The sequence below is a fragment of the Xanthomonas sp. 60 genome (genome assembly GCF_011761925.1).
Map to the genome: position 1 here is coordinate 122,647 of NZ_JAASQW010000003.1, position 25,245 is coordinate 147,891.

Genomic DNA, 25,245 nt, shown 5'->3' on the forward strand with positions numbered 1-25,245 from the left:
CATGTGATCGCGCCGCCGGGAAACGCGTCCGGCGGCGCGTGGGCGTCATTACCAGCGTGGCGTCTTGGTCAGCGGCGGCGCCTGGTGCTGGCGATCGTACGCCCGCAGCTCGTCACGGATATGCGCGATGCGCTGGCGACCGAGCGCGTTGCGCCCTTCATCCAGCACCACGGCATCGAGCAGTTCGGCCATGCGCTGCACCGTCGGCAGCATCTTTTCCCAGGCGTCCAGCGCGGTCAGCGGCGCGGGCAGGGTCAGGAAGAACGCGATGGCCGGGGTCTCCATTTCGCGGATGGTGGCCATGTCGAAACTGCCGGGCTTCATGATGCTGGCCATCGAAAAGATCGGTCCACGCTCCGGATGGCCTTCCACGAGCCGGTGGAAAACGTTCATGTGGCCGAAGACCAGGCCGGTTTTCTCGGCCGCCACCACGATGTCTTCGCCACGCAGCACATCGCCCGCACGGGCGGCCACGAACAGGGAAACGATCTTGTCGAAATCCTGCGTGGTGCGCTTGCCCAGATCGCTGCCCGCGGCGAGCGCTTCAGCATTGGGCACGGCGCCGGGCGGCGTGCTGGCGCCCTCGCCCACCTCCACGCCGTCGCCACCCCCGGGCGCGCCGCCGAGTACCGGCTCGCGCCGCTGCGCCGCCTCGGCGGCGGATTCACCGCCTTCCACACGGCGGCCCTGGGATTTTTTTTTCGGTCGGCCAAACAGGAAGATCGCGGCGATCAACAGCAGGCCGGCGGTCAGGATGCCGATGCGCAGCAGTGCGGTGTCGGACATTCGGGGGGTCTCCGGCTAAATTCGTTCAGACAAGGATGGCACGATGTAACACGTCTTGCATCCGCGCGACGTCAAGACGCCACGCTGATGGCCACCCTTGCCGGTTACGCCGCGCCGGCCAGGCGTGCAGCTTCGGCCAGGTCCACGCTGACCAGGCGGCTCACGCCGGGCTCGCGCATGGTCACGCCGGAGAGCTGGTGTGCGGCCTCCATCGTGGCCTTGTTGTGGCTGACGAACAGGAACTGCACCTTCTCGCTCATCTCGCGCACCATGTTGGCCAAGCGGCCCACGTTGGCTTCATCCAGCGGCGCATCCACTTCGTCGAGCAGGCAGAACGGGGCGGGATTGAGCTGGAAGATGGCGAACACCAGGGCCACAGCCGTCATCGCCTTTTCGCCACCGGAGAGCAGCGAGATGCTGGAGACGCGCTTGCCGGGAGGACGCGCCATGATGGTCACGCCGGTATCGAGCAGGTCTTCGCCGGTCAGTTCGAGGTAGGCGTGGCCCCCGCCGAACAGGCGCGGATACAGCTGCTGCACGCCCGCGTTGACGCGGTCGAAGGTGTCCTTGAAGCGGCCCCGGGTTTCCTTGTCGATCTTGCGGATCGCGTCCTCCAGCGTCTCCAGGGCGGTGACCAGATCGACATGCTGGGAGTCCAGGTATTCCGAGCGCTGCGAGGCTTCGCCGTACTCATGGATCGCCGCCAGGTTCACCGGTTCCAGCCGGCGCATGCGGGCATCGATCTGCTGCACCGACTGTTCCCAGTCGCCCAGGCGCGCTTCGGGCGGCAGGGCGCTGACCACGTCAGCCAGCACGAAGCCGGCCTTCTCCACGGCGGCCTGCAGCTGTTCGGCGCTGAGCACCAGTGCCTGCTGGTCCAGCCGACGCTGGGAAATGCGCTCGCGCTGGGCCAGTGCCTGCTCGTCGCGCTTGTGCCGGGTCTGCTCCAGTTCGCGCAGTTCGGCATCGATGCCATCAAGCATCGAGCGCGCCTGTGACAGCACTGCATCGGCGCGCACGCGCTGTTCGAGCGCATTCTGGTGTTCGAGCTGCAGCGTCTCCACCGGTGAATCGCCGTCGTCGAGCTGGCTGTGCAGCTCGCCAAGCCGCGCCTCCAGCTGCCCGCGCTGGGTACTCATGCGCTCCAGCGCCTGGCGCAGCGACGCGGCCTGCGCGCGCTGCGATTCCAGTGTCAGGGCCAGCGAGTGCGCCGCCTCGCGGACGCTGCGCGCCGCCTCGCGGGCACGGTCACGCGCCTCGGTCAGCTGGCGGCGCTGGTCTTCCAGCCCTTCGCGCACGGTCTGCAGGTCGCCCATGCTGTTGACCGCGCTTTCCAGCCGCCCACGCGCCTCGCGCGCCTGCTCGCGGTTGAGCTCGAGGGTTTCCAGCAGCTGCGCCAGCTCGCCTTCGATGCGGTCGATGCGCGTGCGTGCCGCCTCGACCTTGCCCTGCTGGCCCTGCAGCTGCCCGGCCAGTTCGGATACACCGCGGTGCGCGACGTACAGCGAGCGCTGCACGTCCTCGCGCTTCTGCTCGGCCGCCAGCAACTGCTCGCGGCAGCCGGCCAGCAGCTCCTCGAGCGCGCTTTCCCGCTGCTGCAGCATGTCGATCTGCCCGCGCAGCGTGGCGATCTCGCGCTCGCGCAGCAGCGCGCCCTGCTGTTCGGCCCCCGAGCGCGACACCCGCACCCAACCTGCGCCGAGACGCTCGCCCTCGCGGGTGATCACCGAGCCCCCTTCGCCGAGCGTGGCCTGCAGCGCGCGTGCAGCGTCAAGATCCTCGGCTGCGTGCAGCGGCGCCAGCAGGCGTCGGATCGCCACCGGTCCGCGCACCTTGGCGGCCAGCGAGGTGGCCGCCACATCGAGCGGCACGTCCTCGCCCGACACCAGCGCGATACGGCCCTCGCCCAGCTCGGCCAGCGCGTCCACCAGCGCACCCGGATCATCCACCAGCACGCCTTCGATCAGCTGTCCGAGCGCGCTTTCCACCGCATTTTCCCAGCCGGGCTGCACCTCCAGGCGCTCGCCCACGCGCGCCGAAGCGTCCAGGCCGTGCGCTTTCAGCCACGCCACCGCCGCGCCCTGCTCCTGGCCCAGCGCGGCCTGCTGCAGGGCTTCCAGCGATGACAGGCGCCCACGCAGCGCGTTGGCCTGGCTGCGCAGGTCCGCCAGTTCGTCCTGGCCACCGCGCTGGCGCTCCTGCACATCGGCCACGTCCTCCTTGCGCCGCTCCACTTCTTCGCCCAGCTCATCAAGCGCCAGCTTCTGCGTTTCGTGCTGCAGGTGCAGCTGCTCGAAGGCCTCTTCCAGCGCGTCCACATCCAGTCCTGCGCGTTCGGCCTGCAGCGCCTCGCGGCGGCGGTCGGCCTCCAGCACCTGCCGGTCCAGGTAATCCACGCGCGTGCGCTCGACGTCGCCTGCGCGCGAGGCATCCGAGCTCTGCCGGCTGTGCTGTTCCCAGTGCGCCTGCCAATCGGCCAGGCGGGCTTCCGCATCACGCAGCGCGTCCTGGCGGGTCTCGTTTTCTTCCTGCAGCTGCTCCAGCTGCGGCGTCGCAGCGTCCACCGCATCGGTAAGCGCCCGCAGGCGGGCGTCATCGCTACCGATGTGCTGAGCAAGCTCGGCCAGCGCCTGGCGGGTTTCATCGTGCGCCTTGTGCAGCCGCTGCGAGAGTTCATGCTGGTGCTGGATCTGCTGCTCCAGGCGGGCCAGGGTGCTGCCCACCTGGTACACCTCCGCCTGCGCGGCATTGAGCGCGTCGGCGGACGCCTCGCGACGCACGCGCGAGGTCTCGATCCGCGCCTCGGCCTCGCGCTGTTCGGCGATCAGCTGCTGCAGCCGCGTCTCCTCTTCGGAAAGGCCTTCCCGCAGTTTCGTCAGGCGACCTTCCAGGCCCCGGTACTCCAGTGCCTTCCACTCGGCGTCCTTGACCTTGCGTTCTTCCTGCAGGGCCTGGTACTGCTCGGCCTGGCGCGCCTGGCGCTTGAGGTGTTCAAGCTGCTTGCCGATCTCATCGCGCAGGTCGGTCAGGCGCTCGAGGTTCTCGCGGGTGTGCCGGATGCGGGTTTCGGTTTCCTTGCGCCGTTCCTTGTACTTGGAGATGCCGGCGGCCTCTTCCAGGTACACGCGCAGGTCTTCAGGGCGCGCCTCGATGATCTGGCTGATCATGCCCTGCTCGATGATCGAGTAGCTGCGCGGGCCCAGCCCGGTGCCCAGGAACAGATCGGTGATGTCGCGACGGCGGCACTTGGTGCCGTTGAGGTAGTAATTGCTGCTGCCGTCGCGGCTGACGGTGCGCTTGACCGATATCTCGTTGAACGAGGCGTACTCGCCGGAAATGGTGTGGTCGCTGTTGTCGAAGATCAGTTCGACGGTGGCCTGGGAAACCGGTTTGCGTGCCGAGGAACCTGAGAAGATCACGTCGGTCAGCGAATCACCCCGCAGGCGGCTGGCCGAGCTTTCGCCCATCACCCAGCGCACGGCGTCGATGATGTTGGACTTTCCACACCCGTTGGGCCCCACCACGCCGGTCATGTTGGTCGGCAGGTGCAGCGTGGTCGGGTCGACGAAGGACTTGAAGCCGGACAGCTTGATCGTGGAAAGACGCATAGGGTTCCCGGGCCGGGGCCGGCAAGCGCCGGCAATACCCGCCAACTCCTTGATCCAGCGGGGATCATGGCCATTTCGCGGGTGGTATGGACTGAGTATACCGAGGCCGTGGTCAAAAGCAGCCGCACAACGCAGAACGGGCGCCCTCGCGGGCGCCCGTTCTGGAGATACCGTGCCCGGTGGGGCGCGGGATCAGGCTTCGCGTTCGACCACGACCTTGACGGTGGTTTCAACGTCGGCGTGCAGGTGCACCAGGACGTCGTACTCGCCAATGTTGCGGAACGGACCTTCGCCCAGGATCACTTCGCTCTTGCCCAGCGTGTGGCCGGCGGCGGTGAACGCCTCGGCGATTTCACGGGCGCCGACCGAGCCATACAGCTTGCCTTCGGTCGAAGCATTGGCGGCAATGGTCACGCTCTTGCCTTCCAGCGTTGCCTTGCGGGCTTCGGCATCGGCATGGGCAGCCTTGGCGGCGGCCTCGTACTCGGCACGCTTTTCTTCGAAGGCGGCCATGTTGGCTTCGTTGGCCGGCTCGGCGAAACCCTGCGGGACCAGGAAGTTGCGGCCGTAGCCCGGCTTCACGTCGACCAGGTCGCCGAGGTCGCCGAGGTTCTTGACCTTCTTGATGAGAATCAGCTTCATTTTCTAACTCCAGTGTATTCGTTAGCGAGGCGATGCCCCGCAGCGGATGGCTGTCCGAATATCAGGTGCAGCAGGCGGCACGGGGCCGCCGGCAGGCATCAGATGTCGTGGTTGTCGGTGTACGGGATCAGGGCCAGGAAACGGGCGCGCTTGACGGCCGTTGCCAGCTGGCGCTGGTACTTCGACTTGGTGCCGGTGACGCGGCTCGGCACGATCTTGCCGTTCTCGGTCAGGTACTGGCGCAGGGTGTTGAGATCCTTGTAATCGATCTCTTTGACGCCCTCGGCGGTGAACTTGCAGAACTTGCGGCGACGGAAGAACTTGGACATGTCAGTGCTCCTTAAGCGGCCGAAGCGGCGTCGTCGCCGGCATCGTTGTCAGCGGCGGGGGTGGTGGTCTCACCTTCTTCGTCGTCACGACGACGACGCTCGCCACGCTCGGGCTTGTCGCCCTTCTCGTCCTTGCTCTTCATGATCAGCGACTGCTCGGTGTCCGGGCCATCGCGCTTGACGACCAGGTTGCGCAGCACGGCATCGTTGAAGCGGAAGCTTTCCACCAGCTCGCTCAGCACGGCCTGGTCGACTTCGATGTTCAGCATGACGTAGTGGGCCTTCACCAGGTTCTGGATCGGGTACGCCAGCTGGCGGCGGCCCCAGTCTTCCAGACGGTGGATGGTGCCGTTGCCGTTCTCGACGAGCGACTTGTAACGCTCGATCATGGCCGGGACCTGCTCGCTCTGGTCGGGGTGGACCAGGAACACGATTTCGTAATGACGACTCATGTCTATATACCTTTCGGATGTGGCCGATGTGGCCGGACAGCCCCCCGCAGTCGAACGGCGGTGGAGCAAGGGCTCCTGCGCCAGGCACAGGAAGCCGCCAATTATGCCTTTCTGGCCAGATGACAGCAAGCGCCGGTGTCGTTCAGCTCCCGTGAGCTGAAAACGGATCGCGTTGCTGCAATGCAACAGTACAATTCACTCTTGTTTCCTGTGTGTAGTCTGCCGTGAATCCCTCCCCCGCCCCCGTCGCCACCTCGCCGCTGGCCTACACGCTGAGCCCCCGCCAGCGCACGCTGATCCTGCTCGCGCTGTCCCTGGGCGGCTTCGCCATCGGCACCAGCGAGTTCGCCAGCATGGGGCTCATGCTGGACATCAGCCGCGGCCTGTCCATCACCGAGGCGCAGGTCGGCCACCTGATCAGCGCCTATGCCATCGGCGTCGTCGTGGGTGCGCCGGTGCTGGCCTTTGCCGGAGCGGGCTTCAGCCGCCGCAACCTGCTGCTTGGCCTCATGGGGTTCTATGCGGTAGGCAACCTGGCCAGCGCACTGGCCCCGGACTACACCACCATGCTGCTGGCCCGCTTCATCGCCGGGCTGCCGCACGGGGCGTATTTCGGCGTGGCGATGCTGGTGGCGGCCTCCATCAGCCCACCCGGGCAGCGCGGCGCGGCGGTCTCCAAGGTGCTGCTCGGGCTTTCCATCGCCATCCTGGTGGGCAACCCGCTCACGACCTGGCTGGGCCAGCAGTTCACGTGGCGCACGGCGTTCGCGCTGGTCACGCTGCTGGCGTTGGCCACGGTGGTGATGGTGGCCCGCCACCTGCGTCCGGATCCGAACGAGGTCCGCACCAGCCCGATGCGCGAGCTGCGCGCCTTCAACCGCACGCAGGTGTGGCTGGCGCTGGCGATCGGCTCGATCGGCTTTGCGGGCATGTTCTGCGTGTTCACATATCTGGCGCCTACGCTGGTGAACGTCACCGGGATCGATGAACGCTGGATGCCGGCGGCGGTGGGCCTGTTCGGGGTCGGGGCGATCATCGGCAACGTGGCCGGCGGCTGGCTGGTGGACCGCCTGCAATTCCGCGCGGCGGGCGTGCTGCTGGCCTGGTCGGTGGTGGTCCTGCTGGTCTTCCCGCTGGCCGCGCACTCGGCCTGGGCGGTGGCGCCGGCGATCATCGCCGTGGGGACCATGGGGGCGCTGGCCGCGGCGCTGCAGACGCGGCTGATGGATGCGGCCGGTGAGGCGCAGACGCTGGCGGCGGCCTCCAACCATGCGGCATTCAACACGGCCAACGCGCTGGGGCCCTGGCTCGGCGGCATGGCCATCGGGGCCGGGCACGGCTATGCGTCCACCGGTTACGTGGGCGCTGCGACGGCGGCGGCGGGGCTGCTGCTGTGGGGGCTGGCGGTGGCGCTGGAGCGCCGCCGCGGCGTGCTGGGATGGTCGAACGGCTGACCGCTGGCGATGGCGGCCCTGCGCCGGATTCGGCGCAGGCCGGTCGCGAGGGCCCGGCGGGATCAGCGGTGGGCTTCGTCGGTGGTGAAGCTCTCGCCGCAGCCGCATTCGGCCGAGGCATTGGGGTTCTTGAACGTGAAGGTCTCGCTCAAGCCGTGCTTGCCGAAGTCGATGACGGTGCCATCCACCAGCGGCAGGCTCTGGGCGTCCACGTATATCCGCACCCCGTCCTGCTCGAACACCGCGTCATCCTCGCGCGCATCGCGGGCCAGGTCGGTCACGTGGCCCCAGCCGGAGCAGCCGGTACGGGTCACGCCGAAGCGCAGGCCCAGGGCGCCGGGGGTGCTGGCGACGAAGCGCTGTACGCGCTCGTAGGCGACGGGGGTCAGGCTGATGGCCATGGGAACACTCCACGAAAGGGACGAAACAATTATAGAGGTCACCGGCCCGGCAGAAATGCCTCGCAAGCAGAACGCTGCAACCGGTAAACTCCGAATTCACAGATCGAGTCGATCAGCAGAGGATTCAAGTCATGACGGTGGTCAGCGTTGAACATGCGCTTGCCGGGAAGATCCCGGAAGGCGGCGAAGTCACAGTACGCGGTTGGGTGCGCACGGTGCGCGGCTCGGCGAATCTGGCCTTCATCAACGTCACCGACGGCTCCTGCTTCGCCCCCATCCAGGTGGTGGCTGCCGAGGCGCTGGCGAACTTCGATGAGCTCAAGCGGCTTACCAGCGGGTGCTCGCTGATCGCCACCGGCACCCTGGTGAAATCGCAGGGCAAGGGGCAGTCGTACGAAATCCAGGCCGCGCGCGTGGACGTGGTCGGCTGGGTCGAGGACCCGCTCACCTACCCCATCCAGCCCAAGCCGATGTCGCCGGAGTTCCTGCGCGAAGTGGCGCACCTGCGCCCGCGCACCAACCTGTTCGGGGCGGTCACGCGCATCCGCAACTGCCTGTCGCAGGCGGTGCACCGGTTCTTCCACCAGAACGGCTTCAACTGGATCAGCACGCCGATCATCACCACCTCCGACGCCGAAGGTGCCGGGCAGATGTTCCGCGTCTCCACGCTGGACATGGTCAACCTGCCGCGCAACGACCGCGGCGAAGTGGACTTCAGCCGCGATTTCTTCGGCAAGGAAACCTTCCTCACCGTCTCCGGCCAGCTCAACGTGGAGGCTTACTGCCTGGCGCTGAGCAAGGTGTACACGTTCGGGCCGACCTTCCGCGCCGAGAACAGCCACACCACGCGCCACCTGGCCGAGTTCTGGATGATCGAGCCGGAAATCGCCTTCGCCGACCTCGCCGAGGATGCGCGGCTGGCCGAGCAGTTCCTCAAGTACCTGTTCCGCGCGGTGCTGGACGAGCGCGGCGATGACCTGGCCTTCCTCGCCGAGCGCGTGGACAAGAACGCGATCTCCAAGCTGGAAGCGTTCATCAACGCGCCGTTCGAGCAGATCGATTACACCGAGGCGGTGAAGCTGCTGCAGAACTCGGGCAGGACCTTCGATTTCCCGGTCGAGTGGGGCCTGGACCTGCAGACCGAGCACGAGCGCTGGCTGACCGAGGAACACATCGGGCGCCCGGTGGTGGTGACCAACTACCCCGAGCACATCAAGGCGTTCTACATGCGCCTCAATGACGACGGAAAGACCGTGGCCGCGATGGACGTGCTGGCACCGGGCATCGGCGAGATCATCGGCGGCAGCCAGCGCGAGGAGCGGCTGGACGTGCTGGACGCGCGCATGGCGCAGTTCGGCCTGGATCGTGACCACTACGGTTGGTACCGCGATTTCCGCCGGTACGGCTCGGTGCCGCACGCCGGCTTCGGGCTCGGTTTCGAGCGCCTGGTGGTCTACGTCTGCGGCCTGTCCAACATCCGCGATGCCATCGCCTACCCGCGTGCACCGGGAAGCGCTGACTTCTGATTCCGCACCACCGACCACGGAGGCCCTGCGCCGATGACCCTGTTCTTCGCACTCTGCTTCGTCGGCGTTGCAGTGGCCGGGTTCAGTGCCTTCGTGATCTTCTGGCCGCTGACCCTGGTGCACCTGCGCGACCGCCATCCGGCGTTGTCGCAGCGCTTCGGCAGCGGCGCCTTCCTCAAGCCCGAAGCGTTGGGCTGGCTGCTGCGGCGTGACTACCGCGCGCAGCCGGACCGGGCGCTTTCCGGACTGGCGACACCGGCCTGGGTATCGCTGCTGACCCTGCTGGCCGGACTGGGCATGGCCGCCCTGCTCTGGCTCGCCTCGCTCTGGTGACATGACATGACCGATGATTCCCCCGTACGCGATTCATGGTGGCTGGCCAGCCTGGGCAACACACTGATCTGGGCGCGCCTGCGCATCCGCCCGGCGGGCACCGCCGAAGTGCTGGACAGCGACGGAAACACGCTGAGCTACGACGGCGAGGACACCGCCCGCGCGCAACTGTTCGATGCCGAGTTCGTCGAGTTCGACGGGCTGGATGAGGAAGACGCGCTGATCCGTGGCTTCTCGCTGCACGAGGTGCAGCCACCGCAGGCGGCATCGGACGAGGCGCTGCGCCGGCTGATGGTGCAGTCGCTCGGCCGCAGCGTCTAAGGCCCGATGTTCACCCCGCGCGAGTTTTCGGCAACCGACCTGCAGTGGCTGGACGCCCTGTTCGCCCGCGATGCGTTCATCACCCTGCTCACGCCGGGTGCGGATGGATTGCCCGAGCTGACCCGGCTGCCGGTACTGTACCGGCGCGAAGGCAGCCAGATCGAACTCAGTGGGCACTGGGCGCTGGCCAATCCGCAGTCACGTCACAGCGGCGCGGCCAAGGTGCTGGTGGACGGTCCCCACGGCTATGTCTCGGCAGGCTGGTACCCGGACAAGGAAGCGCAGTCGCGCGTGCCGACGTGGAACTACGCCGCCGCTGAACTGCGAGGAACGCTGGAACGCTTCGACGACCCGGCGGCGCTGGCCGAACTCCTGGCCGCCACCAGCGCGGTGTTTGACGCCGGCGTCGGCCAGGCCTGGCAGTTCGATGCGCAGCATCCCCCGCACCAGCGCCTGCTGCGCGGCATCGTCGGCTTCCGGTTCCAGGTGCAGCACGTGCAGCTCAAGCTCAAGCTCAGCCAGAACCACCCAGTCGCCAACCAGCAGGCGGTGATCGCGGCGCTGGAGCAGCTGCCTTCGCCCCCTTCGCACGAGCTCGCGCAGTGGATGCGCCGCTTCCTGGAGTTGCCCGCCCACGCCGGCTGAGCATTCCACCCGACCCCGGTGGCAGGCCGCGCGGACCCCGGCCTGTCGACCGCCCCACCCCCGCAGGAAATGCCCATGAAAGACATCGTCAAACTGCTGCAGAACAACCGCGACTGGGCTGATCGCATCGAGAAGGAAGACCCCGCGTTCTTCGAGCAGCTGTCGCGGCAGCAGCATCCGGAGTACCTGTGGATCGGCTGTTCGGACTCGCGCGTACCGGCCAACCAGATCATCGGCATGGCGCCGGGCGAGGTGTTCGTGCACCGCAATGTGGCCAACGTGGTGGCCCACACCGACCTGAACTGCCTCAGCGTGGTGCAGTACGCCGTGGACCAGCTGAAGGTGAAACACATCCTGATCGTCGGCCATTACGGCTGTGGCGGCGTGCACGCCTGCCTGCACAACACGCGCGTGGGACTGGCCGACAACTGGCTGCGCCATGTTGGCGATGTGATGCAGAAGCACACCGCCATCCTCGAGGCCATCGACACCGATGAACTCAAGCATGCGCGCCTGTGCGAACTGAACGTGATCGAGCAGGTCGCCAACCTGTGCCGTTCGACCATCGTGCAGGATGCCTGGGCGCGTGGCCAGAAGCTGATGGTGCATGGCTGGGTGTACAGCCTGAAGGACGGCCGCGTGCGCGAGATGGGCATCGATGTCGGTTCGCTGGACGAACTCAAGCCCGCCTATGAGAAAGCCCTTTCCCACGTCCCCCGCAAGGGTCGGCGCGACTGATCCCACGCCCTGGAGCTCCGACATGCCCGCTTCGCCGATCAACCTGATGGCCTGGATCGAAGAACACCGCCACCTGCTCAAGCCGCCGGTGGGGAACAAGATGATCGAGGACGGCGATTTCATCATCATGGTGGTGGGCGGACCGAACGCGCGCACGGATTTCCACATCGATCCGGGTCCGGAGTGGTTCTACCAGCTCGAGGGCGAGATGGTGCTCAAGGTGCAGGAAGACGGGAAGGTCCGCGACATCCCGATCCGCGCCGGCGAGGTCTTCCTGCTGCCCGGCGGCGTGCCGCACTCGCCGCGCCGCCCGCCGGGCGGGATCGGGCTGGTGGTGGAGCGCAAACGCCTGCCGCATGAGCGCGATGGCGTGGTGTGGCACTGCGAACGCTGCAACCACGTACTGCATGCGCAGTGGTTCACCCTGCAGAACATCGAGGTCGACCTGCCCATCATCTTCGCCCGCTACGAGAGCGAGCTGGCCCTGCGCACCTGCGATGCCTGCGGACACGTCGATGCGCGCTAGCGTGGTCGCACGCCCGGCGTGAATCCTGGCCCGCACGGACGTCGCGTTCATTCCCGTCGGACGCGGCTCGGCGCTACCATGGGCATTACCCATCGTCACGTGGTCCGACATGTCCGAAACCCTCAGCCGTGCCCATGCGGTCGCTCTTGATGCGGCCGATCCGTTGCGTGACCTGCGCGGGGAGTTCCTGATTCCGCGCCATGGCGATGGCGAGCAGACCTACTTCGTCGGCAACTCGCTTGGCCTGCAGCCGCGCGGCGCGCAGGCCGCCGTGCAGGACGTGATGGACCAGTGGGCGGACCTCGCCGTGGAAGGCCATTTCACCGGTCCGACGCAGTGGCTGGGTTACCACCGCCTGGTCCGCGATGCGCTGGCCCGCGTGGTGGGTGCGCTGCCCAGCGAAGTGGTGGCGATGAACACGCTGAGCGTGAACCTGCACCTGATGATGGTCAGCTTCTACCGGCCCACGGCCGAGCGCCCGGTGATCCTCATGGAGGCCGGCGCGTTCCCCACCGATCGCCACGCCGTGGAAGCCCAGATCCGTTTCCATGGCTTCGATCCGGCCGACTGCCTGGTCGAGGTGCCGCCCGACCCCGCCACCGGCACGCTGTCGCTGGATACCATCGCACGCGCCATCGCGCTGCACGGTCCACGCCTGGCGCTGGTGCTGTGGCCCGGCGTGCAGTACCGCACCGGGCAGGCGTTCGACCTGCAGGCCATCGCCGAACTGGCCCGCGCGCAGGGCGCGCGCATCGGCTTCGATCTGGCGCACTCGGTCGGCAACACCCCGCTGCAGCTGCACGAGGTGGCCCCTGATTTCGCAGTGTGGTGCCACTACAAGTACCTCAACAGCGGACCCGGCGCGGTGGCCGGTGCCTTCGTGCACGAGCGTCACCATCGCGATGCCACGCTGCCGCGCTTCGCCGGCTGGTGGGGCCATGAGGAATCCACGCGCTTCCAGATGGCACCGCAGTTCACGCCCGCCGTCGGCGCTGAAGGCTGGCAGCTGAGCAATCCGCCGATCCTCGGCCTGGCGCCGCTGCGGGCCTCGCTGGCGCTGTTCGAACGGGCGGGCATGGACGCGCTGCGCAGCAAATCGCTGCAGCTTACCGGCCGGCTGGATGAACTGGTGCAGGCGTGCCTGCCGGATGTGCTGGAGCGCGTGACACCGGCTGATCCAGCGCAGCGCGGCTGCCAGCTCTCGCTGCGGGTGATCGGGGGCCGCGAACGCGGACGCGCGCTGTTCGAGCACCTGCGAGCGGTCGGCGTGCTGGGTGACTGGCGCGAGCCGGACGTGATCCGGATCTCGCCGACACCGCTGTACAACCGCTTTGTCGACCTGCACGACCTGGTCGAGGCTGTCCAGGCCTGGGCGGCGCGCTGAGCCGATGGCAGACACGGCATTGAACGACCCAGCGTCGCGTTCGCTCACCCTGGTGGGTGCCGGCCTGGCCGGCTGCCTGCTGGCCATCCTGCTTTCGCGGCAGGGCTGGCGGGTGACGGTGTATGAGCGTCGTGGCGATCCCCGCGTGAGTGGTTACGAAAGCGGCCGCTCGATCAACCTTGCCCTGGCCGAGCGCGGTCGCAACGCGCTGCGCCAGGCCGGCGCGCACGTGGAGGCGGCCGTGATGGAACGCGCGGTGATGATGCGCGGCCGCTGCGTGCATGGCCGCGACGGCGCCGCGCCGGTCCTGCAGCGCTATGGGCGCGATGACAGTGAGGTCATCTGGTCCATCCACCGCCGCGAACTCAACGTCATCCTGCTGCAGCTGGCCGAACAGGCCGGTGCCACCGTGCATTTCCATCGCCGCCTGCACACGGTGGATTTCGATGCACGGCATGCGCGCTTCATCGATGACCGCGTGGATACGCCGCACGACGTGCGTTTCGAGAGCCTGATCGGCGCCGATGGCGCCGGCTCGGCCCTGCGCGCGGCGATGAATCGACGGCAGCCGCTGGGCGAGCGCACCGAGTTCCTCGACCATTCGTACAAGGAGCTGGAAATTCCCGCCGCGTGCGATGGCCAGCACAGCATCGACCCCAATGCGCTCCACATCTGGCCCCGTGGCCGCTTCATGTGCATCGCGCTGCCCAACCACGAGGGGTCGTTCACCGTCACGGTGTTCCTGCCCAATTCGGGCCGTCCCGGCTTCGACACGGTGGTCAGCGGCGAACAGGCACAGGCCTTGTTCGCCCGCGAGTTCCCCGACGCACTGCCGCTGATCCCCGATCTGCGCCAGGATTGGGACGCGCACCTGCCGGGACTGCTGGGCACGCTGTACCTGGAACGCTGGCACCTCAGCGATGCCGCCGTGCTGATCGGCGATGCCGCCCATGCGATGGTGCCCTTCCACGGCCAGGGCATGAACTGCGCGTTCGAGGACTGCGTCGCGCTGGCGCGGCACCTGCACCGGGCCAACGACCTGCGCAGCGCCTACGCCGCCTTCGAAGTGGAGCGCGCACCCAATGCGTGGGCCATCCAGCAGATGGCACTGGAAAACTACATCGAGATGCGCGACCAGGTGGCCGATCCACAGTTCCTGCTGCAGCGCGACCTTGAGCTGGCGCTGCAGCAACGCTGGCCCACCCGTTTCGTGCCCCATTACACGATGGTGACTTTCCTGCATACGCCCTACGCGGTGGCGCTGGAGCGCACCCGCATCCAGCGCCGCATCCTGGTCAACGCCACGCGCGGCCGTGCTTCGATCGAACAGATGGACTGGGACGCCCTGCATGCCGAAGTGCATGCCAAGCTGCCGGTCCTGGACGGTGCGCACTGATGGCTGACAGTTTCCTGTTCTATGACCTGGAGACCTTCGGGCAGGACCCACGGCGCACGCGCATCGCGCAGTTCGCCTCGATCCGCACCGATGCCGAGCTCAACGAGATCGATGAGCCGGTGAGTTTCCACGTGCGGCCGGCGGATGATCTGCTGCCGTCGCCCTATGCCACCCTTGTCACCGGCATCACCCCCCAGCACGCGCTGGCCGAAGGGGTGACCGAGGCCGAAGCGTTCGCCCGCATCAACGAACTGATGAGCCGTCCCGGCACCTGCGCGCTCGGCTACAACACGCTGCGCTTCGATGATGAGTTCATCCGCCACGGCCTGTTCCGCAACTTCTTCGATCCCTACGAGCGCGAATGGCGCAACGGCAATTCCCGCTGGGACCTGCTGGACATGCTGCGCCTGATGCACGCGCTGCGCCCGGATGGCATCACCTGGCCGAAGCGGGAAGACGGTGCCACCTCCTTCAAGCTCGAGCACCTGGCCGAGGCCAACGGCGTACGCGAAGGCGATGCGCATGAAGCCCTGTCCGACGTCCGCGCCACGATCGGCCTGGCGCGCCTGTTCCGCAACGCGCAGCCGCGCCTGTGGGACTACGCGCTGCGCCTGCGGGACAAGCGCTTTGTGGCCGGCCTGCTGGACGTCACCGCGCTGCAGCCGCTGCTGCACATCTCCATGCGCTATCCGGCCACGCGGTTGTGCGCCGCCCCGGTGCTGCCACTGGCGGTGCACCCGAGCATCAACAGCCGCTACATCGTGCTCGATCTGGACGGCGACGTGGAGGCGCTGCTGGAACTGCCCGCCGAGACCCTGGCCGAGCGCCTGTACCTGCGGGCCAGCGAGCTGCCGGAGGGCGTGGCGCGCGTTCCGCTGAAGGAAGTGCATGCCAACAAGGTCCCCGCGCTGGTGGCGTGGAATCACCTGCGCAGCGACGACCATGCGCGCCTGGGGCTGGACGTGGCCGCGATCCAGGCCAAGGTCGAACGCCTGCGCCCGCACGCGGCCGAACTGGCGGAGAAGGCAAGGCAGGTGTTCGGACGGGCGCGCGAAGGCGCGCCGGCGGATGTCGATGCGTCGATCTACGATGGCTTCCTCGGCGCCGGTGACAAGCCCCTGCTGGCCCGCGTGCGCACGACGGCGCCGGAGCAGCTGGCCGCCCTGGAAGACGCCTTCAACGATCCCCGCCTGCCTGAGCTGCTGTTCCGCTACCGCGCACGCAATCACCCGGGCAGCCTGGACGAGGCGGCGCGGCAGCGCTGGAACAGCTATCGTCGGCGCCGCCTGCTCGGCGATGAGAACCTGGGCGAACTCAACCTGCCAACCTACCGCGGGCAGCTCGACCTGCTGGCCGCCGAAGCGCCCGACGATGCGCGCCGCAGCGCCCTGCTGCAGGCGTTGCGCGCCTGGGCCCAGCACCTTGAGGAGACCCTGTGAGTCCGTATTTCTCCGATGCGAGCCTGAACTTCCTGCGCGCGCTCGCCCTGCACAACGAAAAGGCCTGGTTCAACGAACACCGCGCGGACTACGAAGCCCACGTACGCCAACCCTTCCTGCGCCTGCTCGCCGACCTGCAGCCTGTACTGGCCGAGGTCAGTCCGAAGTTCCGATCCGATACGCGCACCGTCGGCGGCTCCTTGTTCCGGATCCACCGCGACGCGCGTTTCTCCAACGACAAATCACCCTACAAGCGCTGGCAGGGCGCGCGACTGTTCCATGAGCGCCGCCGCGAGGTGGCCGCGCCCTCCTTCTACGTCCACCTGCAGCCCGGCGAAAGCTTCGTCGGCGCCGGCATCTGGCATCCGGAACCGGAGACGCAGCGGCGCATCCGCCATTTCATCCTGGACAATCCCGGCAGCTGGAAGGCGGCCGCGCATGCGCCCGCCCTGCGCAAGCGTTTCAGCATGGAGGACACCGAAAAGCTGGTCCGTCCGCCGCGCGGGTTCCCGGCCGATTTCGAGTTCATCGATGACCTCAAGCACCGCAACTGGGTGATGTGGCGGCCGCTCGACGATGCCACCATGACCGGCCCGAAGCTGCTGGCAACGCTCGGCAAGGACCTGGCGGCGCTGGGTCCGTTCGTGGACTACCTCTGCGCGTCACTGGACCTGGAATTCTGATCATGGCGTCCCTGCCCCTGCCGCAGCAGCGCCGTCCGCTGGGACGAACCGGCCTGCAGGTCTCGCCGGTGGGGCTGGGGTGCTCGGGCTTCTGGGGCCATCGCCGTTTCGCCGAGCGCGACGCCGCACGCGTGGTCGCCCATGCACTGGAGCGCGGCGTCAACCTGCTCGATACCGGCCACAACTATTCCGGCTTCCATGCCGAGCCGAGGCTGGGACGGATCCTGCGGCCGCTGCTTGGGCGCTTCCCGCGCGATTCACTGGTGATCTCCAGCAAGGGCGGCACCTTGACCGGCCAGGCCGGTATCAGCGGTGCCGAGCAGCGCGACTTCTCGCCCGCCGCGATCACCGCCAGCTGCGAGGCCTCGCTGCGCAACCTTGGCCTGGATTACCTGGATGTCTATCAGCTGCACGGGATCGGCGCGGGCGAGATCACCGACGAACTGCTGCATGCCCTGCAGCGGCTGCGGCAGCGCGGCCTGGTGCGCAGCGTGGGCATCAACACGCACACCGCCGCAACGCTCGCCTGGATGGTCGCGCACCCGGAGGCGTTCGATGTGGTGCTGCTGGATTACAGCGTCCTGCAGCAGGACCGCGAGCCGCTCATCGATGCCCTGCATGGGGTGGGCATCGGCGTGCTCGCCGGCACCGTGCTGGCGCAGGGTCACCTGCTCCCCCCGCGGCCGCGCCTGCCGCGCCTGGCCGATGGCTGGTACCTCGCGCGGGCCTGGCTCAAGCCGAGCAGCCGGCAGCTCATGCACAGCGCGCGCCGCATGCGCCAGGCCGTTGCTGCGGTCACCTCGCAGGCGCCGGCGCAGACCGCGTTCGCCTACGTGCTGCAGCATCCGGGCATCGCCTCCACTGTGCTCGGCAGTACGCGTGTGGCCGGTCTTGAGCAGGTGCTGCAGACCGATCCGACGGCGTTGACGCCCGCCGAGCGCCGCCGGCTGGTCGCCGCGTTCGGCGATGGCCGCGGCTCGCCCAGTCACTGAAACTTCACCCCGCACACGCCGTGATGCGGCACGCTGTGGGCCCGTGCCCACGCCCAGCTCCCCTCTCCGGCTGCCATGAAGAAACTGATCGCGATCGTGCTGTTGCTGCTGCTGGCCCTGGCCGGCGCGTGGTTCGGCGGCCCCTACCTGACCGTCCACGGCCTCGCCCAGGCCATCGAACAGCGCGACACCGCGCGCCTGCAGCGCTACGTGGATTTCCCGCGCGTGCGTGCGAGCCTGCGCACCCAGCTCAGTGATTACATGCTGCGACGCGCCGGTACGGACATCGCGGCCAGCCCGTTCGGCGCGCTGCTGTATGGCCTGGGTGACCAGCTCGGTGGCGCCGCGGTGGACACGGTGGTCACGCCCACCGGCATCGGCGCGCTGCTGGAGGGGCATGTGCTCTACAAGCGCACGCGCAACGAGCTGCAGGGAAGCGATGCCTGGGCCCCGACGGAGCCGGCACAGCCCTTGAAACAGGCCACGCACCACTTCGAGCGCGTGGACCGGTTCGTGGTGGACATCGATCGTGGTCCGGTGGAGCCGCCGCTGCAGGTGGTGCTGGAACCGCAGGGACTGCGCTGGCGCGTGGTCGACCTGCGCAACGCGCTGCCCTCGCCCTGAGGCGGCCGCCCGGCCGCGCCCCTACCGCTCGTTGGCCACGCCGTGCGGGACGTGGCCGGCTGCCACGTGCTCACGGGCACTGTCGATGTTGTGCTGTGAGTCGTCGAAGAAGATATCGGCCCCGAAGGCCTGCAGGAACGGGCCCTTGTGCCGGCCGCCAAGGAACAGCGCTTCATCCAGGCGCACGCCCCATTCGCGCAGCGTGCGGATCACCCGTTCGTGCGCGGGCGCCGAACGCGCGGTGACCAGCGCGGTGCGGATCGGTGCATCCTGCCCGGAGGGGAAGGTTTCCTGCAGCGTGTGCAGCGCGGACAGGAAATTGCGGAAGGGGCCGCCGCTGAGCGCCTCGCGCGCACGTTCGCGCTCATGCCGGCCGAACGCTTCCACGCCCTGCTCGCGGGAAATCCGCTCGCTCTCGTCCCCGAAGATCACCGCATCGCCATCGAAGGCGATGCGCAGCTGGCCCGCCGGGCGGTGCATGTCCACCACCTGGTCGGCCGCCGCCGCCGCGGTTTCGCCGGGCGGTTTGGGCAGGATGGTCGCCGCGGCGATGCCGTGCAGCAGCGCGCTGCGCACCGAATCCGGATTGGCCGAGAGGAACAGATCGGTGCCGAATGGCTTGATGTACGGCCAGGTCGGCTCGCCGGCGGTGAACGTGGCACGGATGATGTCCAGCCCGTAGTGCTGGATGGAATTGAAGATGCGCAGGCCGGTGTCGGCCGAGTTGCGCGACAGCAGGATCACTTCCACGCGGGGATTTTCGGGACCGGCGCCCTGGTTCAGGGCCAGCAGCTTGCGCACCACCGGGAACGCGACGCCCGGGCCCAGCACGTCGTCCTCATGATCACGCTGATACTGCGCGTAGGCATCCACGCCGTCGGCCTCGAACAGCGCATGGCTCTCCTCCAGATCGAACAGCGCGCGCGCCGTCACCGCGACGGTCAGCAATCGGGGGGTGTTGTCGCCCATCGGGTTCGGTTCCTCACGGTCGGGGGTGCCGTACCGCCATTGTCGCTCAGAACACGAACTGTTCGGAGAGGATGCGGTCTTCGAGGTTGTGCTCCGGGTCGAACAGCAGCGTCACCCGGTGCGCCTTCGATTCGCCGATGGTCACCTCCACCACGTCACGGATCTCATGCGAATCGGCGGTGACGCTGACCGGGCGCTTGTACGGATCGAGAATGCGGAAGCGTACTTCGGTGTCGGCCTTGAGGATGGCCCCGCGCCAGCGGCGCGGCCGATAAGGTGCCAGGGGCGTCAGGGCGATCGTGTGCGAACCCAGCGGCAGCACCGGGCCATGCGCCGAATAGTTGTACGCGGTACTGCCGGCAGGCGTGGCGACCAGCACGCCATCGCCGATCAGCTCGGCCACGCGCTCCTGGCAGTTGAGGTCCACGCCGATGTGGGCGGCCTGCCGTGTCTGCCGCAGCAGCGACACATCGTTGTAGGCCAGCGACGCCACGCGCGCGCCGGACTCGGTGAAGGCGACCATCTGCAGCGGCCGCAGGTGGGCCGGCTCGGCCCGTGCGATGCGCGCGTGCAGGTCATCCTCGGCGCGGTACTGGTTCATCAGGAACCCGACCGTACCCAGCTTCATGCCGAAGACCGGACGGCCCAGGTGCCCATGCCGGTGCAGGGTCTGCAGCATGAAGCCGTCGCCCCCGAGCGGGCACAGCACCTCGGCCTGGTCAGGCGTGTACTCACCGTACTGGGCGACCATCGCCGCACGGGCCAGCTGGGCCGGCTCGGTGCTGCTGGCGAGGAAGGCGATGCGGGGGCTGTCGCTCATCGTTGAATCCGGGAAAGACGTGGTGAGGAGCATACCCGAGCGCTGCCCGACCGCCAGCGCTGCAGCGCTGGGGCGAACCGGCGAGGCAAAAAAAACGGCCCCTTCGCACGGGGCCGTCCGTTTGCCGGAACCTGGGTGGATCAGGCGCCGTGCGAGGCCAGCTGACCCAGGCGCTGCACCGCCACCGACACCGTCGGGTAGTCCAGCGTCTTCTGCTCGGCCAGCTCGGCGAGCATGGCCAGGGTGAAGCGCAGGCTGTTGTCATCGCGCGCCACCCAGGCCGCGACCTTGGCTTCGGCACTGCCGCCCTTCATGCCCAGCGCCTGCCCGGCCAGGTTGCGGTGATGCGCTGCCAGCTCATCGCGCAGCACGCCCCGGGCCACCGCATGCCAGCGTCCGTTGACCTCCAGCGCGTCGATCTGCTCGAACAGCCACGGCAGGCTCAACGCCTCGCCAAGGCGGAAGTGGACCTTGGACACGTCCACCGGCTTGAGCTTGCGGGTCCGGGCCAGCTCGATGATGTCGAACGCCGGGGCCAGGAAGTGCAGCTCGGCCAGCTGCTGCGCCAGCGAGGCCGGCAGGCCCTTGTCCACCCATTGCGCGACCAGCGCTTCGTAGGTGGGACGCTGCGAATCCGGCAGCACGCCCGAGGCCTCGCGGATGTCGTTGAACGGGCCCTGGTAGCGGTTGACCGCTTCGGTGATGCCCGGCATGGCACCGGGGCGGAACAGCAGCCAGCGCACGAAAGCCCGTTGCAGCTTCCAGATCACTTCCAGCGCATCGACCTGCACCGACTCGGGCACCTGCCCGTCAAGTGCGTCGATCTGCGCCCACAGGGCACGCGCGTCGAGCGTCTCGCGGCTGATGGTGTAGGCCTTGGCGACCTCGGCGATGGTACGGCCGGTGTCTTCCTGCATGCGCATCAGGAAGGTGGCGCCCATGCGGTTGATGGTCTGGTTGGTCACCGCCGTGGCGATGATCTCGCGCTTGAGCCGGTGACGCTCCATGGCGTCGGCGTACTTCTTCTGCAGCGGCTGCGGGAAGTAGCGCTGCAGTTCCTTGGACAGGTACGGGTCTTCGGGAATATCCGATTCCAGCAGCTGCTGGAAGGCCACCAGCTTGGAGTAGGACAGCAGCACCGAAAGCTCCGGACGGGTCAGCCCCTGGCCGCGTGCCTTGCGCTGGGACAGCTCGGCATCGGACGGCAGGAACTCGATCTGGCGGTCCAGCAGGCCCTGCTGCTCCAGCGTGCGGATGAAGTGCTGCTTGGAACCCAGGCGCTTGACCGCCATGCGCTCCATCAGGCTCAGCGCCTGGTTCTGGCGGTAGTTGTCGTTGAGCACCAGCGCGGCGACCTCATCGGTCATCGAAGCCAGCAGCTTGTTGCGCTGGTCGAGCGTGAGCTTCTTCGCACGCACCACATCGTTGAGCAGGATCTTGATGTTCACCTCGTGATCGGAGGTGTCCACGCCGGCCGAGTTGTCGATGAAGTCGGTGTTGAGCAGAACGCCGGCCTGCGCCGCCTCGATGCGGCCGAGCTGGGTCATGCCGAGGTTGCCGCCCTCACCCACGACCTTGCAGCGCAGTTCGCAGCCGTTGACGCGCAGCGCGTTGTTGGCGCGGTCGCCGACATCGGCGTGCTGCTCGCTGGTGGCCTTCACGTAGGTGCCGATACCGCCGTTCCACAGCAGGTCCACCGGTGCCTTGAGGATCGCGCTCATCAGATCGTTCGGCGACAGCGCCTTGACGCTCTCCTCCAACCCCAGCGCCTGACGCACCTGCGGGGTGATCTCGATGGACTTCAGCGTGCGCGGGTAGATGCCGCCGCCGTCGCTGATGAGCGTGGCATCGTAATCGGCCCAGCTCGAACGCGGCAGCGCGAACAGGCGCTCGCGCTCGAGGAACGTGCGCGCCGAATCCGGGTTCGGATCCAGGAAGATGTGGCGGTGATCGAATGCGGCAAGCAGACGGATGTGCCGCGAAAGCAGCATGCCGTTGCCGAACACGTCGCCGGACATGTCGCCCACGCCAACGGCGGTGAAGTCCTCGCTCTGGCTGTCATGGCCGAGGGCACGGAAGTGGCGCTTGACCGACTCCCACGCGCCACGCGCGGTGATCCCCATGCCCTTGTGGTCGTAGCCCACCGAACCGCCGGAGGCGAACGCATCGCCCATCCAGAAGCCATGCGCGATGGCCAGGCCGTTGGCGATGTCGGAGAAGGTCGCGGTGCCCTTGTCGGCGGCCACCACCAGGTATGGATCGTCCAGGTCATGGCGCACCACGTCCACCGGCGGCACGATCGCGTCGTTGACGATGTTGTCGGTGATGTCCAGCAGGCCCTGGATGAACAGCTTGTAGCAGGCTACGCCGTTGGCGAACACCGCATCGCGGTCGCCGCTGGCCGGCGGGGTCTTGGCGAAGAAGCCGCCCTTGGCCCCTACCGGCACGATGACCGTGTTCTTGACCATCTGCGCCTTGACCAGGCCCAGCACTTCGGTGCGGAAATCCTCGCGGCGGTCGGACCAGCGCAGGCCACCACGCGCCACCGCGCCGAAGCGCAGGTGCGTGCCTTCCACGCGCGGACCGTAGACGAAGATCTCGCGGTACGGACGCGGCTTGGGCAGGTCCGGCACCAGCGCCGAATCGAACTTGAAGCTGATGCAATGGCCCGGCTGGCCCTGCGCATCGGTCTGGTAATAGCTGGTCCGCAGCGTCGCGTCGATCACGCCCATGAAGCTGCGCAGGATGCGGTCTTCATCGAGGCTGGACACGCGGTCCATCAGCTTCAGCAGCGCATCGCGCGCGGCCTGCATCTGCGATTCGCGGCTGCCCTTGCGCGCGTCGAGCACGCGCTTGAGCACCGCCAACGTGGCCTCGTCGCCGGCCGCCAGCACATCCAGGTGGGCCTTCAGCGCGGCCTGGCCGGCGGCGATGTCGTCCTTGCTTTCACTGCCGGTGGCCGGATCGAAACGCGCCTCGAACAGTTCCACCAGCAGGCGGGCCAGCAGCGGATAGCGGGTGAAGGTGCCTTCCACGTAGGCCTGGGAGAACGGCACGCCGGTCTGCAGCAGGTACTTGCAGTAACCACGCAGCATGGCGACCTGGCGCCAGTGCAGGCCGGCGGCGAGCACGAGGCGGTTGAAGCCATCGTTCTCGGCATCGCCCTGCCATACACGCGCGAAGGTCTCGCCGAAGGCTTCGTCCACGCGCGCCGCGTCGATCGCTCCGGCCACCGATTCGACCTCGAAGTCCTGCACGTACACCGGTGCATCGTCGACCGAGAGGCGGTAGGGCCGCTCGGAGATCACGCGCAGGCCCATGTTCTCCATCATCGGCAGCGCGTCGGACAGCGGGATGTCGTTGAGCTGGCGGTAAAGCTTGAGGTGCAGGCATTCGCCCACGGCCTGCAGGCTCAGGCGCAGATCGTCCGGGCCAGTCAACGAATCAAGCTGGGCCACATCGTGCGCGGCCACGGCGGTGCTGTTGTCTTCGATGTAGCCGGCCGGCAGCGCCTTGCCGATGCGCGATGCGATGCGCAGGCCTTCGGTCTCCCCGTGCGCGCCGACCAGCGCCTCGCGCAGGTCGTCCTGCCAGTTGCGCAGCAGGTGGGCCAGGTTCTGTTCCAGTGCGGCGGTGTCCACATCGACCACCGGCCCGGCCTTGGGGCGCACGATCAGGTGTACCTGCGCCAGCGGCGATTCACCGAGCACCACCGAGCTGTCCACGTGCTCGCCGTGCAGCGTGTCGCGCAGCATCGCCTCGATGCGCAGGCGCACATCGGTGTTGAAGCGTTCGCGCGGCAGGAAGGCCAACGCGGAGATGAAACGGCTGTATTTGTCACGGCGCAGGAACAGGCGGCTGCGCACGCGCTCCTGCAGGCCAAGCACGCCCATCGCGGTGCGGTACAGCTCTTCCTCGCTGGACTGGAACAGCTCCTCGCGCGGCAGCGTTTCCAGGATGTGGCGCAGCGCCTTGCCGCTGTGGCTCGACAGCGAGAGGCCCGAGCGCTGCATCACGTGTTCGTAGCGCTGGCGCACCAGCGGGATCTCCCACGGGCGGCGGTTGTAGGCGCTGGACGTGAACAGGCCGAGGAAGCGCTGTTCGCCGATGATCCGGCCCTTGGCGTCGAATTCGAGCACGCCGATGTAATCCATGTAGCCGGCGCGGTGCACGCGCGAGCGCGCGTTGGTCTTGGTCAGGATCAGCGCGTCCTTCAACCCGGTGGTGGCATTGAGGCCCTGCGCGGCGAGCGTCTTGACCGGGCGGGCGGCGGACTTGTCGCGGCCGCGCATCAGGCCCAGGCCGGAATCATCCTCCGGCACCAGCACGTCTTCCTTGCCCTCGCGCTGCACGCGGTAGCTGCGGTAGCCGAAGAAGGTGAAATGGTTGTCCGCGGCCCAGCGCAGGAAGGCCTGCGCCTCTTCGCGGGAGGCATCGTCGACGGGCAGCTGGCGCGAACCGAGGTCGTCGGCAATGGCCAGCGCCTTGTCGCGCATCGGCTGCCAGTCCCGGACGATCGAACGTACTTCCTCCAGCGCCTTGACGATCACCTGCTCGACGGCGTCCATTGCTTCAGGCGTCTGCCGGTCAATTTCCAGCAGCATCACCGATTCGATGGTGCCCTCGCCCACGGCGGTCAGCCTGCCGGCCTTGTCACGGCCGAAGCGGATCACCGGGTGGCCGAGCACATGTACGCCGATACCCTGCTCGGCCAGCGCCATGGTCACCGTGTCCACCAGGAAGGGCATGTCGTCGTTGACGATCTGCAGCACGGTGTGCGGCGACTCCCAGCCATTGGCCTTCAGCGTGGGGTTGAACACGCGCACGTTGGCCTTGCCAGCCTTGCGCACGCGGGCGAACTCGAGCGTGTCGCCGGCCAGCGCGGCCCACTCGTCCACGCTGTGGTGCGGGAACTCGTCGGCCTCCATGCGCTTGTAGAAGTCGGCGGCAAACGCCACTGCCTCGGCCTGCCCGGCCGCCGGGTATCGCTTGCGCAAGGCCGTGTACACCGGCTCCAGCGAGAAACCCGTCGCCGGGACAAGCTGGGTTTCCGCCGAGGCGGGCTTCGTTTTCACGGTTTTGACTGCAGACTTTTGCGATTTCATGGCAGAGCGAGTCGTGTTGCCCAGTTGGGAAAATGAAATTGTAGCCCTGTTGCGTGCGAAGGCCTTGCTGCA

At 67.8% G+C, this 25,245-nt stretch carries 22 protein-coding genes; 13 read left to right on the forward strand and 9 right to left on the reverse strand.

Annotated features, from left to right (window positions below; all coding sequences use genetic code 11):
* Positions 1-48: 48 nt before the first annotated feature.
* From zipA to rpsF, 5 genes are all read right to left on the reverse strand, one after another.
* A complete protein-coding gene (gene zipA / locus FHY09_RS07520; protein WP_166925764.1) occupies positions 49-786 on the reverse strand; it encodes a cell division protein ZipA in 738 nt (245 codons plus the stop codon).
* 104 nt (positions 787-890) lie between these two features.
* A complete protein-coding gene (gene smc / locus FHY09_RS07525) occupies positions 891-4,394 on the reverse strand; it encodes a chromosome segregation protein SMC (protein WP_166925766.1) in 3,504 nt (1,167 codons plus the stop codon).
* Positions 4,395-4,586: 192 nt separating this feature from the next.
* Positions 4,587-5,036 (reverse strand): 50S ribosomal protein L9, encoded by a 450-nt coding sequence (rplI, locus tag FHY09_RS07530; RefSeq protein WP_166925768.1) that lies wholly within the window; start codon positions 5,034-5,036, stop codon positions 4,587-4,589.
* A gap of 98 nt (positions 5,037-5,134) precedes the next feature.
* Positions 5,135-5,365 carry a 30S ribosomal protein S18 gene (gene rpsR, locus FHY09_RS07535; protein ID WP_005926280.1) on the reverse strand — a complete coding sequence of 77 codons (231 nt, stop codon included), beginning with the start codon at positions 5,363-5,365 and terminating at the stop codon, positions 5,135-5,137.
* 11 nt (positions 5,366-5,376) lie between these two features.
* A complete protein-coding gene (gene rpsF, locus FHY09_RS07540; RefSeq protein ID WP_042613984.1) occupies positions 5,377-5,817 on the reverse strand; it encodes a 30S ribosomal protein S6 in 441 nt (146 codons plus the stop codon).
* A 224-nt stretch (positions 5,818-6,041) separates the two neighbouring features.
* Between rpsF and FHY09_RS07545 the strand changes: the two genes are divergently transcribed.
* Entirely contained in the window at positions 6,042-7,271 is a 1,230-nt protein-coding gene (locus FHY09_RS07545; RefSeq protein ID WP_166925770.1) for an MFS transporter, read from the forward strand.
* A 62-nt stretch (positions 7,272-7,333) separates the two neighbouring features.
* On the opposite strand, the gene FHY09_RS07550 is transcribed toward FHY09_RS07545, so the two are convergent.
* A complete protein-coding gene (locus FHY09_RS07550) occupies positions 7,334-7,672 on the reverse strand; it encodes a HesB/IscA family protein (protein ID WP_166925772.1) in 339 nt (112 codons plus the stop codon).
* A gap of 131 nt (positions 7,673-7,803) precedes the next feature.
* Between FHY09_RS07550 and asnS the strand changes: the two genes are divergently transcribed.
* The 12 genes from asnS to FHY09_RS07610 all read left to right on the forward strand — a co-directional run bounded on the left by asnS (position 7,804) and on the right by FHY09_RS07610 (position 18,279).
* On the forward strand, positions 7,804-9,198 hold the full coding sequence (gene asnS / locus FHY09_RS07555) for an asparagine--tRNA ligase (RefSeq protein WP_166925774.1): 1,395 nt from the start codon (positions 7,804-7,806) through the stop codon (positions 9,196-9,198).
* Positions 9,199-9,231: 33 nt separating this feature from the next.
* Positions 9,232-9,531 carry a hypothetical protein gene (locus FHY09_RS07560; protein ID WP_166925776.1) on the forward strand — a complete coding sequence of 100 codons (300 nt, stop codon included), beginning with the start codon at positions 9,232-9,234 and terminating at the stop codon, positions 9,529-9,531.
* Between the two features lie 6 nt (positions 9,532-9,537).
* Complete coding sequence (locus FHY09_RS07565; protein WP_166925778.1) at positions 9,538-9,852, forward strand: hypothetical protein; 315 nt, start codon at positions 9,538-9,540, stop codon at positions 9,850-9,852.
* Between the two features lie 6 nt (positions 9,853-9,858).
* Positions 9,859-10,497 (forward strand): FMN-binding negative transcriptional regulator, encoded by a 639-nt coding sequence (locus tag FHY09_RS07570; RefSeq protein ID WP_166925780.1) that lies wholly within the window; start codon positions 9,859-9,861, stop codon positions 10,495-10,497.
* 75 nt (positions 10,498-10,572) lie between these two features.
* The gene (gene can / locus FHY09_RS07575) at positions 10,573-11,235 is read left to right on the forward strand and encodes a carbonate dehydratase (RefSeq protein WP_166925782.1); all 663 of its coding nucleotides are present in this window, start codon (positions 10,573-10,575) and stop codon (positions 11,233-11,235) included.
* A gap of 22 nt (positions 11,236-11,257) precedes the next feature.
* Positions 11,258-11,761, forward strand: a complete 504-nt coding sequence (locus FHY09_RS07580; protein ID WP_166925784.1) for a 3-hydroxyanthranilate 3,4-dioxygenase — start codon at positions 11,258-11,260, stop codon at positions 11,759-11,761.
* 109 nt (positions 11,762-11,870) lie between these two features.
* Positions 11,871-13,145 (forward strand): kynureninase, encoded by a 1,275-nt coding sequence (gene kynU, locus FHY09_RS07585; RefSeq protein ID WP_166925786.1) that lies wholly within the window; start codon positions 11,871-11,873, stop codon positions 13,143-13,145.
* A gap of 19 nt (positions 13,146-13,164) precedes the next feature.
* Positions 13,165-14,541, forward strand: a complete 1,377-nt coding sequence (locus FHY09_RS07590) for an FAD-dependent oxidoreductase (protein ID WP_166925788.1) — start codon at positions 13,165-13,167, stop codon at positions 14,539-14,541.
* On the forward strand, positions 14,541-15,980 hold the full coding sequence (gene sbcB / locus FHY09_RS07595) for an exodeoxyribonuclease I (RefSeq protein ID WP_166925790.1): 1,440 nt from the start codon (positions 14,541-14,543) through the stop codon (positions 15,978-15,980). Before FHY09_RS07590 ends, sbcB begins: the two co-directional genes overlap by 1 nt.
* On the forward strand, positions 15,977-16,663 hold the full coding sequence (locus FHY09_RS07600) for a DUF2461 domain-containing protein (protein WP_166925792.1): 687 nt from the start codon (positions 15,977-15,979) through the stop codon (positions 16,661-16,663). The genes sbcB and FHY09_RS07600 overlap by 4 nt, the downstream gene beginning before the upstream one ends.
* Positions 16,663-17,655, forward strand: coding sequence for an aldo/keto reductase (locus tag FHY09_RS07605; protein WP_166926559.1), 993 nt, complete (start codon positions 16,663-16,665; stop codon positions 17,653-17,655). The genes FHY09_RS07600 and FHY09_RS07605 overlap by 1 nt, the downstream gene beginning before the upstream one ends.
* Before the next feature lie 75 nt (positions 17,656-17,730).
* Complete coding sequence (locus FHY09_RS07610; protein ID WP_166925795.1) at positions 17,731-18,279, forward strand: DUF2939 domain-containing protein; 549 nt, start codon at positions 17,731-17,733, stop codon at positions 18,277-18,279.
* 21 nt (positions 18,280-18,300) lie between these two features.
* Here FHY09_RS07610 and FHY09_RS07615 read toward each other — a convergent pair whose 3' ends face one another.
* The 3 genes from FHY09_RS07615 to FHY09_RS07625 form a co-directional block, all read right to left on the reverse strand.
* A complete protein-coding gene (locus tag FHY09_RS07615; protein ID WP_166925797.1) occupies positions 18,301-19,248 on the reverse strand; it encodes a 5'-nucleotidase in 948 nt (315 codons plus the stop codon).
* A gap of 46 nt (positions 19,249-19,294) precedes the next feature.
* Positions 19,295-20,068: an NAD kinase gene (locus FHY09_RS07620; RefSeq protein WP_166925799.1), complete on the reverse strand. Its 774-nt coding sequence runs from the start codon at positions 20,066-20,068 to the stop codon at positions 19,295-19,297.
* Positions 20,069-20,208: 140 nt separating this feature from the next.
* On the reverse strand, positions 20,209-25,173 hold the full coding sequence (locus tag FHY09_RS07625; protein WP_166925801.1) for an NAD-glutamate dehydrogenase domain-containing protein: 4,965 nt from the start codon (positions 25,171-25,173) through the stop codon (positions 20,209-20,211).
* Positions 25,174-25,245 lie beyond the last annotated feature (72 nt).